We start from the raw sequence: 14,704 nt of genomic DNA, 5'->3' as shown, positions 1-14,704 counted from the left end.
GCCCGGAGGCCATACTAGTGATCTCTCGTACTCCCAAGATTGTCCTGCTGACCCTGGCCGTTTCGGCCGCGCTGGTCGGCTGCGGCAAGAACGAAACCCCGGCTACGGACAGCGCGGCCTCCACCGCCACCCCGGCCGCCGCCGCCCCAGCCGCCACCGAGTTCAAGCTCGACGAAGCCAAGCTGCCGGCCTACAACGCCTTCCACCCGTCCGACCTGGACAAGAGCCTGGACGCCTGCACCGCGTTCGGCGATTACGTGAACAGCAAGTGGCTGGCCGCCAATGAGATCCCGGGCGACCGCACCAGCTGGGGCGCCTTCACCATCCTGGACGAGCGCTCGGTCGCCGTGCAGCACCAGTTGGCCGAACAGGTCGCAGCGGTGAAGAACCCGACCGGCATCGAAAAGATCGTCGGCGACTTCTGGGCCACCGGCATGGACGAAGCCAAGATCAACGCGCAGGGCATCGAGCCGATCAAGGCCGACCTGGCCGCCATCGACGGCCTGCAGGACAAGGACGCCATCGCCAACTACCTGCGCACCACCGCCGCCAAGGGCGAAAACGTGCTGTTCGGGTTCGGTCCGGAAGCGGACTTCAAGAACTCCAGCATGAACATGGCCTACGCCAGCCAGGGTGGCCTGGGCCTGCCGGACACCACGTACTACACCGACGCCAAGAACGCCGACAAGCTCAAGGCCTACCAGGCGCACGTGGCCAAGGTGCTGGAACTGTCCGGCGTGGCCGCTGCCGACGCCGCCAAGCAGGCCGCGGACGTGGTCAAGTTCGAAACCCGCCTGGCCAAGGCCTCCAAGTCCAGCGAGCAGCTCTCGCGCGATGTCTCGCTGTACTACAACCCGGTCACCGTGGCCGACGCCGACAAGCTGACCCCGAACTTCAGCTGGAGCCGGTTCTTCGAAGCGCAGGGCATTGCCGCGCCGGAGAAGTTCTCGCTGGCCATCCCCAGCTTCCACCAGGAAGTCAGCAAGGCGCTGGGCGACACCGACCCGTCGGTGTGGCGTTCGTACCTGCGCTTCCACACCGTGGATTCGGCGTCGCCGTTCCTGGCTGACACCTTCGCCCAGGAAAACTACGAGTTCTACGGCAAGACCCTCAACGGCCAGAAGGAAATGAAGCCGCGCTGGAAGCGCGTGCTGGGCACCATCGAAAACGATGCCGGTGAAGCCTTCGGCCAGCTGTACGTCAAGGTCGCCTTCTCGCCCGAGTCGAAGGCCAAGATGGAAGAGCTGGTCAAGAACCTGGCCGCTGCGCTCAAGGAGCGCATCCAGGGCCTGACCTGGATGAGCGATGAGACCAAGGCCAAGGCCATCGCCAAGTGGGAAACCTTTACCCCGAAGATCGGTTACCCGGACAAGTGGCGCGACTGGAGCGGCCTGAGCACCGGCCGTGACAGCTACTTCGGCAACGTGCGCGCGGCCAACGAATTCAACTACAAGTTCGCGCTGGGCAAGATCGGCAAGCCGGTGGACAAGACCGAGTGGGGCATGACCCCGCAGACGGTCAACGCGTACTACAACCCGCTGCAGAACGAGATCGTGTTCCCGGCCGCCATCCTGCAGCCGCCGTTCTTCGACCCGAAGGCCGACGACGCGCTGAACTACGGCGGCATCGGTGCGGTGATCGGCCACGAAATGACCCACGGCTACGACGACCAGGGCAGCCGCTTCGGGCCGACCGGCAACTTCGAGAACTGGTGGACCGATGCGGACACCAAGAACTTCAGCGGGCTGACCGGCAAGCTGGTGAACCAGTTCGACGGCTACAAGGTCGGCGACCAGGCGGTCAACGGCAAGCTGACCCTGGGCGAGAACATCGCCGACCTGGGCGGCCTGGCTACCGCCTACGATGCCCTGCAGAAGGCCAGCGCCGGCAAGGAAGACCCGAAGGTGGACGGCTTCAGCCGCGACCAGCGCTTCTTCTTCAACTGGGCCACCGTGTGGCGCACCAAGTACACCCCGGAAAACGCCAAGGTCCGCCTGGCCACCGATCCGCACGCCCCGGCTGCGTTCCGTGCCATGGGCGCGCCGTCGAACCTGCCGACCTTCGCGGCCGCGTTCGAATGCAAGCCCGGTACGCCGATGGTGCGCGCCGGCGACAAGCAGGTGGTGATCTGGTAATCGTTCACGCGGTGGCGTGAAGCAGAAAGGCCCGGAATTTTCCCGGGCCTTTTTGTTTGCCCGGTTGCCGGCCAACGGCCGGGGCTACCGTCGGCGCCGGTGAATGCTGCGTTTTCATGCGAGCTTGCTATAGTTCCGCGGTCTTCAATCCTCCTGGATTTGTTTCGCATGCCCAACCTTCGTCCGCTTGCCATCGCCCTCGGCCTGGGCCTGGCCACCCTGGTCGTCACCGACGCCTCCGCCGCCCCGAAGAAGAAGGCCGCCAGCCGTGCGCCCGCGGTGAGCGCGCAGTGCAGCGACTTCCATGACGCCACCAATGCTGGCTGGCTGAAGGCCAACCCGGTGCCGCAGACCGGTGCCACCACCGCCATTGGCCAGCTCGCCGAGCGCACCCGCGTGCAGCAGCGCGAGCTGCTGGACGGCGCGATGAAGGCACCGCAGGGCAACGTGCAGAAGCTGCTGGGCGACTTCTGGGCCAGCGGCCTGGATGAAGCGGCCGTGGAAGCCGACGGCTCGGCCCCGATCGCGCCGCTGCTGACCCGCATCAACGCCATCAAGAAGGCCAAGGATGTGCCGGCCTCGATTGCCGCGCTGCATCAGGTCGGCATCCCGGTGGCCTTCAACTTCGCCCCGGACGTGGACCTGAAGGCGCTGGATCGCCACATCGGCTACTTCATGCAGGGCGGCATGGGCCTGCCCGACCCGGCCTTCTACACCCGCACCGACGCCGATACCGTGGCGCTGATGGGCCGTTACCGTGCGTACGTGAAGCAGATCCTGGCCCTGACCGGCACCCCGGCCGACAAGCTGGAGGCCGAATCGCAGGCGGTGATCGCGCTGGAAACCGAGCTGGCGCGCAATGCGCAGTCGCTGGCCGGCATCAACAATCCGTTCAACAACTACGCGCCGATTTCCACCAAGGAACTCAACAGCCGCTTCCGCAACCTGCAGTTGGATGCGTTCCTGAAGGCGCAGGGCGTCAACGACGACCTGGTCTCGCTGTCCGACCCGGAGCTGTTCAAGGCGCTCGACGGCATGGTCACCCGGATCAAGCCGGACCAGTGGAAGGCCTATCTGCGCTGGCGCGTGGGCGATGCCATGGCCCCCTACCTGTCCAAGGCCTACCGCGATGCGGAGTTTGAATTCCGCGGCCGCGTGATCCGTGGCGAAACCATCGCCCCGGCCCGCTGGGAGCAGGTGCTGGATGCGATGAACGTGGCCGCCGGCCCGATGGTCGGCCGTGAATATGCCGCGCGTTACCTGTCGGCCGACGATCGCCGCCAGGCCGCCGTGATCGTCGACAAGATCCGCGAAACCCAGATCGAGGCGGTCAAGGCCAGCGGCTGGCTGAGCCCGGAAGCCAAGACCGAAGCACAGGCCAAGCTGGCCGCGCTGAAGATCGAGATCGGCACGCCGCTGCGCGACCTCGATTACAGCGTGCAGCCGATGGGCCGTGGCAGCTTCGGCGGCAACATGCTGATCGCCTCCACCTGGCGCCATCGCGAAGAAATGAAGCGCATCGGCAAAGGCAACGCCGACCGCCGCTGGGATGTGTTGCCGCAGCAGCCGGCACTGGCCTATGACATCGCGCAGAACCGCCTGATCGTCACCGCCGCCGTGCTGCAGGGCCCGGTGTTCAATGCCAAGGCCGACAACGCCGACAAGTACGGCAGCTTCGGCGCGCTGGTTGCCCACGAACTGAACCGTGCGATCGATGCCAAGGGTGCCCTGGTCGATTCCAAGGGCGAACTGCGCAGCTGGTGGACCCCGGCCGACAAGACCGCCTGGAACCTGCTGGGGAACCGCGTGGCTGCGCAGTACAGCAGCCTGGACTTCCCCGGCGTGAAGGGGGCCAAGGTCAATGGCGAACTGACCCGCGAAGAGAACCTGGCCGATCTGGCCGGCGTGGAACTGGCATGGGCGGCCTACCAGTCGGCCGAACCCGCCGCCAAGCCGGCCGCGCAGCAGGGCTTCTTCCGCGCCTGGGCCAGCCTGTGGCCGCAGCAGCTCTCGCCGGGCGAAGCCGCTCAGCGGTTGACCGCGGACACGCTGGCCCCGGGCAAGTGGCGCACCAACGTGCCGCTGTCCAACCTGCCCGCCTTCGGTGCCACCTTCAGCTGCAAGCCGGGACAGCCGATGCAGCGCGTGGACAGCGACCAGATCAAGATCTGGCGCTGAGCGAAACGTTGATGGATTGAATGAGGGCGCCCCCAGGGGCGCCCTTTTTCATGCACGCAGGGCCACGCCGTGCGTGGCTGCATCGCGCGCACCACAAAGCCACGCAGGGCGTGGCCCTACGCGTCGGGCTGCAGCCAGCCCCGGTAATTCACGATCAACCCCACCCCGGGTGCGGCGATCTCCACGTTGAACACGAACCGTCCATCCACTTCGGTTTCGAAGGTGGTGCCCCTGGGCAGCAGCGCCTTCGGCAGCGGCACACCCAGGAAGGACCAGCGGCGAGGCACCAACATCAATCGATCGCCTTCCACCACCAGCGCCAACGCGACCTCGATCACCCCGAAGCGCTCCACCAGCAGCGCATCGTTGCGCCCTGCCCCGCGCCGTTGCCACGAGGTGAACCTGCGCCCGCCAAAATCCCGCGTCCAGCGCTCGATGCCCTGCTCCGGCATGAAGGTCACGGTGACCGGTACATCGGCGCCCGCCTTCGGAAAACCGATCACCGCCGCCACCAGGCGTGACACCAACCCGGTGCCACGATGCACCTGCGCCGTACCGCTCCAGCGGTGCTGCCCGTACGTGTCGTGCAGCGCCTGCACCTGCGCAGGCAGCGCATCGTAGGCACTGGCCAGCACCTGCCGGTACAGGCTGGCGCCGGCATCGTCGCTGCGGAAACCGGTGTGGATCGCGCGCCCCTCGAACAGCGCGTGGTAGTCGGTAAGTTCCAGCGCCCGGGTCGCGGGCCGCGCACCGGGCAACGGCCGCTCACCCGCCAGCAGCTTGCGGATCACCGCTTCGATCGCCATGGACGGAATGTAAGGGCCGTCATCGCCTTCGGCGAGCAGGTGCCAGCTCAGCGTGGTGGGCGCCCCGTCGCGCATGCCCTGCGCGCGCACGTACATCCCACCGCGGTGCTCGCCAAACTTCATCAGGTTCAACACGCGGTAGAACAATGGCGAGAGCGGCTCCAGCGACGGCAGGGTTAAGCGCGCACGCGCCCTGGCCAGCAGGTTGAGCACGCGGTGCAGTACCTCCGGCACCGGGCCGGCGCCCATCCAGATGTCGGTCAGGGTCGGGTGTTCGGGCGGAATCACCTGCAGGTCGGGCACGTCCACCAGCGAGAAGTGCAGGTTGCGCAGCGGCAGCCGGCCCGGCACCGCGATGGTGAACCGCCGGCTTTCTGCAAGGCCGCGCCCATGACCAGGTTGGCCATCGCGCTGCAGCTTCACCGGCGCCCCGGCATAGCCCACCACCGCGCGCATCACGTTCAGACCGATGCCCGCATACGGTGATGGTGCGATACCCCCCTCAACGGATACCAGGTCCATGCGCTGCGCCATCTCGCGCAGCACCGCTGCGGTCAGGACGGGGAAGCTGCTGACCCCGGACAGCACGAAAACACCGGCCGCCCTCGCCTGCGCATCGAACCGGGCCACGCCGAACACGAAATCGGCCGCGTCGGCAAAGTCGAGGTAATCGATGCCTGCTGCGATGCATGCCTCGATCACGTTATAGCGGTGTTCGCCATAGTCCTGGAAGGGTCCGGAGGCATCCACCACCAGTGCGGGCTGCTCGGCCCCAAGCACGGCTTCAATGCGCTGCCGCTCCACCACCACCGGGTGCACGCGCGGCGCACCGGCGTAGCTGGCACAGAACGCCTGGGCAGCGTCCAGGTTGCGGCCGCAGATCAACAGCTCGATGTCCGGCAGGTCCGACAACAACCGGACCAGTCGTCCGCCGAAGACGCCATACCCGCCCAGAATCAGGATCTTCATGCGTGCGCCCTCCCTGGCCAATGCTGTTCTACGCGATCACTTCACGCTGCGCAGGTGGTTGGGCCGCTTCGGGCCACCCGGCGGGCGCCGGTTGAATGGCGGCTGCCCCCGCCAGTAGCGGATCAGCAGCCAGCCGAACAACATGCCGCCCAGGTGGGCAAAGTGGGCAACGCCCGGTTGCCAACCGGTGGCGCCGAGCACCAGTTCCATCACGCCGAACACGATCACGAAGGTGCGTGCCTTCATCGGAATGGGCGGGAACAGCAGCATCACACGCTGGTTGGGGAACAGCATGCCGTAGGCCAGCAACAGGCCGAACACGCCGCCGGATGCGCCCAGCACGGTGGCCGGGTCGGCGATCATCGCGCCCACGGCCAGCTGGCACAGGCCGGCACCGGCCACGCACACCAGGTAGTAGGTCAGGAAGCGCTTCTCGCCCCAGGTCTGCTCCAGCGGCGCACCGAACATGAAGAGCGCCAGCATGTTGAAGAACAGGTGCCCGAAGCTGCCATGCAGGAACCCATAGGTCAGCAGCTGCCACGGCTGGAAATTGCCACCCGGCGAGAACGGGTCGAAGCCACCGCGCAGCGGTTGCAGCATGAACGGCTCGAAGGTGCCGTTGCCAAGCAGGAACGGCTGCTGCAGCAGGAACAGCACGATGTTGGCGATCAACAGTGCCTTGGTGACGGTGGGCAGTCGGGGGAACATGGGGGCATCCTTTGGAACCGCGCCCATCATAACGGGCTAGCCCGGTCCCCACACCGCCGCGTCCAGGTCATCGCCGCTGCCGCGCGGCATGTGCTTGACCCGCCCGCGCTCCATCACCACCCCTTCGGCGCGCAGCCGCTGGTTCTGCTCGCGCCAGCCGCGCGAGCCTTCCGGCATCGCGATACGCCCGTCCGAGCGCAGCACCCGATGCCAGGGCAGGTCCGGATCGTCGTTCATGCCCAGCACCCGTGCGGTCAGTCGTGCCCGGCCCGGCAGCCCGGCCTTGGCGGCCACCTGGCCGTAGCCCATCACCTGCCCGCGCGGAATGGCCCGGATCACCGCCAGGATGCGCTCGCGCGCCTGCGCGGCAGCGTCCACCGCGTCGTCGGCCGGCGACGCGGATTTCTTCAGGCGCGCACGCGGCTGACCAGCAGCACGCCGACCAGCACCAGCGCCGTCCCCAGGATCTGCCAGGGGCCCATGGGTTCGTCGAGCAGCCATAGACTCATCACGATGGTGGATACCGGCCCGAGCATACCCACCTGCGCGGCCAGCGACGAGCCGATCCGCTTCACCGCCAGCATGATCGCCAGCACCGGCAGCACCGTGCAGACCGTCGCGTTGACCAGCGACAGCCAGTACACCGGCACCGGCTGCTGGAACAGCACCGGCAGCGGGTGCAGGACGGCGAAGTGCAGCACGCACAACACGCAGGCCACGCAGCTGGCATAGGCGGTGAGCCGGATCGCGCCGATCCGCGCCACCACCTGGCCGCTGCCGAACAGGTACAGCGCGTAGCTGAGCGCGCTGGCGAACACCAGCGCACTGCCCAGCACGATGCGCCCGCCTTCCAGCTGCAGGTCGTGGCCGAAGGCCAGCAGCACGCCGAGATAGCTGAGCACCAGCGCGGCCACCTGCCAGCGCCCGGGCTTCTTTTTCAGCAGCACCAGGCTGATCAGCAGCACCAGGGTGGGATTGAGGTACAGGATCAGCCGTTCAAGGGTCACGCTGATGTACTGCAGTCCCTGGAAGTCGAGCAGGCTGGAAAGGTAGTAGCCGGTGAAGCCCAGCCACACCACCCGGCCCCGGTCGGCCCAGGACAAGGCGGTGGCGCGGCGGGCCGACCACACTGCGAGCAATGCGAACAACGGGAACGCCATCAGCATGCGCAATGCCAGCAGCGTGGTGGCGTCCACGCCGTGGCGATAGGCCAATTTGACGATCACGGCCTTGCCGGAGGCGGCTACCGCGCCGGCGGCGGCGAGCAGGATGCCGGAGGTGGCAAGGCGTGGGGAGGAGGTGGGAAGCGCGTGCGACATCCCACGCATTGTCGCATCAGCGGATGTCTACCGAACAACGGTCGGCAGCTACCGGGGGGGTTGATACGCCTCAGCGCATCAACACCACCTCTTCCGACGATGTCGGATGGATGGCGACGGTGTCGTCGAGCTGGGCCTTGGTGACGCCCATTTTCACCGCGACCGCGAAACCCTGCAGGATCTCGTCGGCCGATTCGCCGAGCAGGTGTACGCCTACCACCCGCTCCTCTTCGCCCACGCAGACCAGTTTGAACAGGCTGCGCTGGGTGCCATCGGCCAGCGCCTGCAGCATCGGTCGGAAATTGGTGCGGTAGATGCGCACGTCACCGTGACGGGCGCGCGCCTCTTCTTCGCTCAAGCCCACCGCGCCCAGTGCCGGGTGCGAGAACACCACGCTGGCGATGTTCTGATAATCCATCTTCGCCTGCGGCTGTCCGCCGAACAGGCGGTCCATCAGCTTGCGGGCGGCGGCGATGGCCACCGGGGTCAGGCCCACCTTGCCCGCGATATCGCCCACCGCGTGCACGCTGGGCACCGCCGTGGTCTGCCAGTCGTCAACCTCGACCTCGCCCTTGTCACCGACCACGATGCCCAGTGCCTCCAGTCCCAGCCCGGCACTGTTGCCACGCCGACCGGTCGCGAAGAACACCTGGTCGAAGTGCGGTTCGGCCGGGCCATCGTGGCCGTAGGCAATGAGATCATCGCCCTCGCGCCGCAGTTCGCGCAGCCGGTAATTGAAGTGCAGCTGCACGCCCTGGTGGCGCAGGTTCTCGGCCAACTGTGCGGTCAGCTCCGCGTCGAAGCGCTCCAGCAGGCGTTCGCCGCGCACCAGCAACGTGACGCGGCTGCCCAGTGCCTGCAGCAGGCCGGCCAGTTCCACGGCGATGTAACCGCCACCGACAATCGCCACGCGCCCGGGGGCGCCGCACAGGTTGAAAAAGTCGTCCGACACCGACCCCAGTTCGGCGCCGGGAATGTCCGGGCGCTGCGGGTGGGCACCGGTGGCGAGCAGCACGTGTTCCCCGCTGATGCGGATGCCATCGCTGCATTCCACCGTGTGGGCATCCAGCAGCCTGCCCTTGCGCGGCACGCGCACCACCTTGCTGTCGTTCAGGCGCTTGAGGTAACTGGCATGGATGTTGGCGATGTAGGCCTGGCGATGCACCACCAGTTCCTTCCAGTCCAGCGCCGGTCGCGCCGGTACATCGAAGCCCATCGCCGCAGCGAGGCCGATCCGCCCGGAAAGGTCGGCCGCCAGCCACATCGCCTTCTTCGGCACGCAGCCGACGTTGACGCAGGTACCGCCCAGTTCGCCCGGTTCCAGCATCGCCACCCGCTTGCCGTGCTGCGCTGCGCGGAAGGCGGCGGCCAGGCCACCGGAGCCCCCGCCCAGCACGATCAGATCGTAGTCGTAATGCGTTGTCATGGGCGCCAGCATGCCACGCCACGTCGCGATTCAAACGTGACGACGCGGCCTGAATCGTTTCATCGGCGCAACGCTGGCCAACGCCCGTAGGTCATCGCGCGCCAGATCCACTCCAGCGGCCCGAACCGGAAATGGCGCAGCCACGCATGGCTGAGCAGCACCTGCAATGCGAACAGCGCCACCGCGAACGGAACCTGCCAGGCACGCGGCATCGTTTCAAACGCACCCAGCCCGTAGCCGTAGAACAGCCAGGTGCAGACCAGTGACTGCAGGATGTATTGGGTCAGCGCCATCCGCCCCATCGGCGCCAGCACGCGCAGGCGGTGCCGCCAGTGCACGATCCAGGCCAGGTAGCCCAGGCACATCAACAGGCTGGCCACCGACGACAGCGCATACGCCGCGCCGGTGGTGGGGGTGAACGTGCCGGGCGCCAGGTACGGCACCCAGCTCGCGCTGATGAGCATCAACAGCAGTCCCACCGGCAGCGCGCCGCGCCGCAACCAACGGTAGAGACGCTCGAACCGCGCCGGGTCGGCCAGCGCGCCACTGCGTGCGAACCAGCTGCCGAGCAGGAACATGCCCAGCACTTCCGGGCCGATGATCAGCGCCCCGGACAGGGCCGTGCCCAGATCGCTGGCCCGCTGCGCCACCGCCTGGCCGAAGCTGCCATGGCCATACGCCTGGCGCTGCAGTTCGACGGTCTGCTGGCCCTGCGCCATGGCCGAGCCGAGGGCGCCGCCATCGCCTTCGACCTGTCCGACCAGGCCCAGCATCGCGCCCAGCAGCAGCATCATCGCCGCCGCACACAGGTAGGTGGCCACGCCCATCGCCGGCAGCCAGCGTTGCGGCGCTTCGCGCGTGGCCAGCAGCGGCAACGACACCAGCGCGTAGATCACCAGGATGTCGCCGGACCACACCAGCAACGCATGGCACAGGCCGATCAGCAGCAGCCCGCCGCTGCGGCGCAGGTAGAAGGTCGTGAAGTCGCGGCGCGCCGCTTCGGCACGCTGCGCCATGATCGCAAAGCCGGCGCCGAACAGCAGCGAGAACAGGGTGAAGAACTTGCCCTGCACCAGCACGTAGACGGCGGCATCCACCCAGTAGTCCAGCCCCTGCCAGTGCGGGTCGATGCCGGTGAAGGCCAGGTCCAGCGGGCCGCTCAGCGCTTCCATGTTCATCAACAGGATGCCCAGCAGCGCGACCCCGCGCAGGATATCGATGACTTCGATGCGGTCGCCGGCAGCCACCGGCTGCAGCGTGGGGGAAACAGGCTTCACGGGCGACTCGCTTGGCAGGGCGGACAGTATGCCGCCGCAGCACGCAGGCCGCCCGGCATTTCGGGGCTGCAGATACGCAACGGCCCGCCGAAGCGGGCCGTTGCCTCATACGGTGGCCTGCACTCAGTGCTGGTGGCCGCCGTCGCCGTGCACGTGGCCGTGCTCGAGTTCTTCGGCAGCAGCTTCACGCACGTCGACGATCTCGACCGAGAAGTGCAGGTCCTTGCCGGCCATCGGGTGGTTGAGGTCCACGTCGACCACGCTCATGCCGACCTTTTCAACGGTCACGGCGCGCGGGCCGAAGTTGGTCTGCAGCACGACCTGCTGCCCCTTCACCAGGCGGGTGTCACCGAAGTGCTTCTTCGGCACGCGCTGGGACAGGCCTTCCTTGCGCTCGCCATAGGCATCAGCGGCCTTCACATCGACCTCGAAGGAGGCGCCGGCTTCCTTGTCGAGCATGGCGGCTTCCAGGCCCGGGATGATGTTGCCGTGGCCGATCAGGATCGCCAGCGGGTCACGGTCCCTGGAGCTCTCGATCGGCTCCTGGCCCTGCTCGGCGACGGTGTAATGGAAGCGGACGACGCGGTCTTTTTCGATCTTCATGCGGAACTCTTGTGCTGAGGCTGCCAGGGCAGACGGGTGGGACGGGTTGTCGCCCGCCAAGTACGCCGCCATCATGACGGCCTTCTGAGGCCGCGCATTATCCGGACATCACGCACATGACGCCAGTTCCGCGCTTGAACCGCTCTGTTGCCCGGGTTGCCGCCGTGCTTGCCCTGGCCCTGCTGGCCGCCTGCGGCGGCGGCAAGACCACCCGCCCGAGTGCGCCGGCCGCCTCCACCCAGGTCTGGCCCACGGTGGTGCCCAACGACCCGCAGGCGGCCAATGCGGTGCTGATGCGCGCCATCGGGCTGGTCGGCACGCCCTACCGCTACGGCGGCAACACCCCCGAGTCGGGCTTTGACTGCAGCGGGCTGGTGGCCTACGTGTACCGGGAAATGCTGGACCTGAAGCTGCCCCGGACCTCGCGCGACCTGGCGGCGGTGCAGGGACCGAAGATCGATCCGCAGCGGTTGGCACCGGGCGATCTGGTGTTCTTCGGCGACCGCGGCAACGTCTTCCACGTCGGCATCTACGTGGGCGAAGGGCGCTTCGTGCATGCCCCGAGCACCGGCGGAACGGTCCGGCTGGATTCGCTCGGCGGCACCTATTGGAAGCAGCACTACACAGGGGCGAAACGTGTCCTTCACTGAAATGAACAGGGCAAAGGTCTAAAAATGTGACCTCAATCACGCTCATATAAACGAAACTTTAACGAAATTTGTACCAAATCACACGTCTTACACGGCATCATCACCCATCGTTTTTATTCAGTGACCGCCGCGTGACGACAGCCGACCTGACGTGCCAAGGCCAGACCGCCACTTTCCGGCGCACTGCCCGCCCCGCTCTTCTCGCTTTCGCCCTCTGCCTGGCCAGCCTTCCGGCCTGGGCGCAGACGGCACCGACGACCGCCGTCGATGCTGCTCCGGTTGCCACCGCAGCCGCCACCGAGATCCCCGCCGCCGCCAAGCCCAAGGCTGACGCGCCGGCCCGCAGCAAGGCCGATGCCGCTGCCAGTGCCACCCTCGCCGCCCTGCTTCCGCACCTGGCGGCCAACGACACCATTCCGCTCATGGACCGCTCGGCGATGTTCGCCGGCGACCTGAGCCGCCTGCTGGCCAACTACGATGCCAGCTCCGGCGCCAATGGCGTCGTGGTCGGTGGGGCCGCCGACAACGGCAAGGTGCAGTCGCTGCTGCGCCGTGCGATGACGCTGCTGGGCACTCCGTACCGTTGGGGCGGCACCTCGCCGGACAGCGGTTTCGACTGCAGCGGCCTGGTCGGTTACGTGTTCAAGACCGCGCTGGGCATCGACCTGCCGCGCGTCTCGCGTGAAATGGCCCATGACGGCGAAGCAGAGCTGATCAACGACCGCAACGCGCTGGCGGCCGGTGACCTGGTGTTCTTCGGCCGCAGGGGCCGGGTCGACCACGTGGGCATCTACGTGGGCGAAGGCCGCTTCCTGCACGCCCCCAGCACCGGCAAGGACGTCCGCGTGGACAGCCTGGTCTCGGGCTACTGGAGCGGCAAGTTCATGCAGGCCCGCCGCGTCGAGCTCTGAGCCGGCCGGCCCGCCCCGCCATTTGAAGGCCGCTGCCCCGTGCAGCGGCCTTTTTCGTTATGGGCGCCGGTGGCCGGTAACGGGGGCAACCGGCGTTGTCCCTACTGTCGTTCGAGCAATTCCAAGTGCGTGCGACCACCCCGGGCCGGCTTCGGCAGGGGTTGTTGACTCCGGCGTGGGGCGGCTCGCCGGGGTCACGCCGACCAGTAGACACCGCCCGGGATCTTTCCAGTAAAGGTGACGCATGGCGGCAGTCCCTGAATTTCCGGCCCGGTGTGTGATCTGGTTTGGGCAACCACACGCGGCCGAGCGCGCCGCATTGGCAGCGGAAGGGTGGCAGGTGCGCGGGGTGGCCAGCGATGCATGCGTGGCCATCGGCATGCGCGGCAGCGACCTGGTGGTCGGGCTGCTGGACCTGCGCGGGGCGGCCCCCGGCAACGTGGAGCACCTGCAGGCGCTGCTGGAGCAGCACCGGCACATGCGCGTGCTGGCGATCCTGCCGCCCGGGCCCTACCCCACGCCGCCGCCGCTGCAGTCGCTGCTGGCGGGCTGTGTGGAGACGTTCACGGCGCCGCTGGATCTCTCCAGCCTGGTACAGCGGCTGCAGCACCTGGCGGACGGCGACGAGACGCGTTCGCCGGCCGGTGCGCAGGCGCTGGTCGGGAACAGTGCGGTGCTGCAGGTGGCACGGGCGGCGTTGCGCAAGTTCGCGCCGGTGGAGCTGCCGGTGCTGGTCACGGGCGAAACGGGCACGGGCAAGGAGCTGGCGGCGCAGGCATTGCATGCGCTGTCACCGCGGCATGCGCGGCCATTCCTGGCGGTGAACTGCGGGGCGATTCCGGCGGCGCTGGTGCAGTCGGAACTGTTCGGGCATGAGCGCGGGGCGTTCACCGGTGCGGCGACGCGTCGGCTGGGCCTGTTCGAGACGGCCAGCGGGGGCACGGTGTTCCTTGACGAGATCGGCGACCTGCCGCTGGATGCGCAGACGAACCTGTTGCGGGTGCTGCAGGAAGGCACGATCGAGCGGGTGGGCAGCAATCATCCGCTGGCGGTGGATGTACGGGTGGTGGCGGCAACGCACATCGATCTGGAGCAGGCAGTGGAGCGCGGGCAGTTCCGCCGCGATCTGTTCTACCGGCTCAATGTGCTGCGCTTGCCGATGCCGGCGCTGCGCGACCGTGGCAGCGACATCCTGCTGCTGGCGGAGCATTTCCTGGCCAGTTTCCGCCGCCGGCACGTGACGCGCGCGCGCGGGTTCACGACGGAGGCGGCGCAGGCGCTGCTGCGGTTCAACTGGCCGGGCAATGTGCGCGAGCTGTTGAACCGGGTGCAGCGGGCGGCGATCGTGAGCGAGGCCGAGCTGATCAACGTGGCCGATCTGGAACTGCTGCCACCGCAGGTGGAGATGCCGCAGCGGCTGCTGCACGATGCGCGCCAGGCGGCCGAGCGCGATGCCTTGTTGCAGGCCCTGCGCGATAACGCGTTCAACATCACTGCGTGTGCCCGCACCATGCAGGTTTCCCGCGTTACCGTGTATCGCCTCTGCCGCAAGCATCAGCTTGCCCTGCCCGAGTTGCGCTGAGAGCTGAAAGCCCTGGTTTGCGAACGTACGGGCTTTGGGCCGGCGGGGGCGGGTTTGCGGGGGACGCCGTAAACCTGTGGTGGTCAAGTTTTTCTGGACACTCTCAAGGGGCGTTCAGGCCACCTGCGCTTCGTGGAGCG

The 14,704-nt window shown here is 67.5% G+C and carries 12 protein-coding genes; 5 read left to right on the top strand and 7 right to left on the bottom strand.

The window, feature by feature from the left end:
• The first annotated feature begins 20 nt into the window (after window positions 1-20).
• Both ACQG3P_RS18160 and ACQG3P_RS18155 read left to right on the top strand, forming a co-directional pair.
• A complete protein-coding gene (locus ACQG3P_RS18160; protein ID WP_426805823.1) occupies window positions 21-2,135 on the top strand; it encodes a M13 family metallopeptidase in 2,115 nt (704 codons plus the stop codon).
• Between the two features lie 168 nt (window positions 2,136-2,303).
• Complete coding sequence (locus ACQG3P_RS18155) at window positions 2,304-4,313, top strand: M13 family metallopeptidase (protein ID WP_068853496.1); 2,010 nt, start codon at window positions 2,304-2,306, stop codon at window positions 4,311-4,313.
• A 116-nt stretch (window positions 4,314-4,429) separates the two neighbouring features.
• Here the strand turns inward: ACQG3P_RS18155 and ACQG3P_RS18150 are convergent, their stop codons facing one another.
• The 7 genes from ACQG3P_RS18150 to ACQG3P_RS18120 form a co-directional block, all read right to left on the bottom strand.
• A complete protein-coding gene (locus ACQG3P_RS18150; protein ID WP_426805808.1) occupies window positions 4,430-6,088 on the bottom strand; it encodes a DUF4166 domain-containing protein in 1,659 nt (552 codons plus the stop codon).
• 36 nt (window positions 6,089-6,124) lie between these two features.
• Window positions 6,125-6,796, bottom strand: coding sequence for a rhomboid family intramembrane serine protease (locus tag ACQG3P_RS18145; RefSeq protein ID WP_068853500.1), 672 nt, complete (start codon window positions 6,794-6,796; stop codon window positions 6,125-6,127).
• 36 nt (window positions 6,797-6,832) lie between these two features.
• Window positions 6,833-7,174, bottom strand: coding sequence for an MGMT family protein (locus ACQG3P_RS18140; protein ID WP_176472634.1), 342 nt, complete (start codon window positions 7,172-7,174; stop codon window positions 6,833-6,835).
• Window positions 7,175-7,203: 29 nt separating this feature from the next.
• Window positions 7,204-8,124, bottom strand: a complete 921-nt coding sequence (locus tag ACQG3P_RS18135) for a DMT family transporter (RefSeq protein ID WP_426805807.1) — start codon at window positions 8,122-8,124, stop codon at window positions 7,204-7,206.
• 61 nt (window positions 8,125-8,185) lie between these two features.
• Window positions 8,186-9,541 (bottom strand): glutathione-disulfide reductase, encoded by a 1,356-nt coding sequence (gene gorA, locus ACQG3P_RS18130; RefSeq protein ID WP_426805806.1) that lies wholly within the window; start codon window positions 9,539-9,541, stop codon window positions 8,186-8,188.
• A 59-nt stretch (window positions 9,542-9,600) separates the two neighbouring features.
• On the bottom strand, window positions 9,601-10,845 hold the full coding sequence (locus ACQG3P_RS18125) for a DUF418 domain-containing protein (RefSeq protein ID WP_426805822.1): 1,245 nt from the start codon (window positions 10,843-10,845) through the stop codon (window positions 9,601-9,603).
• 96 nt (window positions 10,846-10,941) lie between these two features.
• Entirely contained in the window at window positions 10,942-11,421 is a 480-nt protein-coding gene (locus ACQG3P_RS18120) for an FKBP-type peptidyl-prolyl cis-trans isomerase (RefSeq protein WP_217537162.1), read from the bottom strand.
• 116 nt (window positions 11,422-11,537) lie between these two features.
• Between ACQG3P_RS18120 and ACQG3P_RS18115 the strand changes: the two genes are divergently transcribed.
• The 3 genes from ACQG3P_RS18115 (at window position 11,538) to ACQG3P_RS18105 (ending at window position 14,564) form a co-directional block, all read left to right on the top strand.
• Window positions 11,538-12,071 (top strand): C40 family peptidase, encoded by a 534-nt coding sequence (locus ACQG3P_RS18115; protein WP_336443242.1) that lies wholly within the window; start codon window positions 11,538-11,540, stop codon window positions 12,069-12,071.
• Between the two features lie 146 nt (window positions 12,072-12,217).
• Window positions 12,218-12,982: a C40 family peptidase gene (locus tag ACQG3P_RS18110; RefSeq protein WP_254622024.1), complete on the top strand. Its 765-nt coding sequence runs from the start codon at window positions 12,218-12,220 to the stop codon at window positions 12,980-12,982.
• Window positions 12,983-13,226: 244 nt separating this feature from the next.
• Window positions 13,227-14,564, top strand: a complete 1,338-nt coding sequence (locus ACQG3P_RS18105) for a sigma-54 interaction domain-containing protein (protein ID WP_095363479.1) — start codon at window positions 13,227-13,229, stop codon at window positions 14,562-14,564.
• Window positions 14,565-14,704 lie beyond the last annotated feature (140 nt).

Source organism: Stenotrophomonas sp. SrG, from assembly GCF_050031795.1.
In the GTDB taxonomy this organism is placed as follows: Bacteria; Pseudomonadota; Gammaproteobacteria; order Xanthomonadales; family Xanthomonadaceae; genus Stenotrophomonas; species Stenotrophomonas rhizophila_A.
This window is presented reverse-complemented; position numbering and strand designations above follow the sequence as displayed.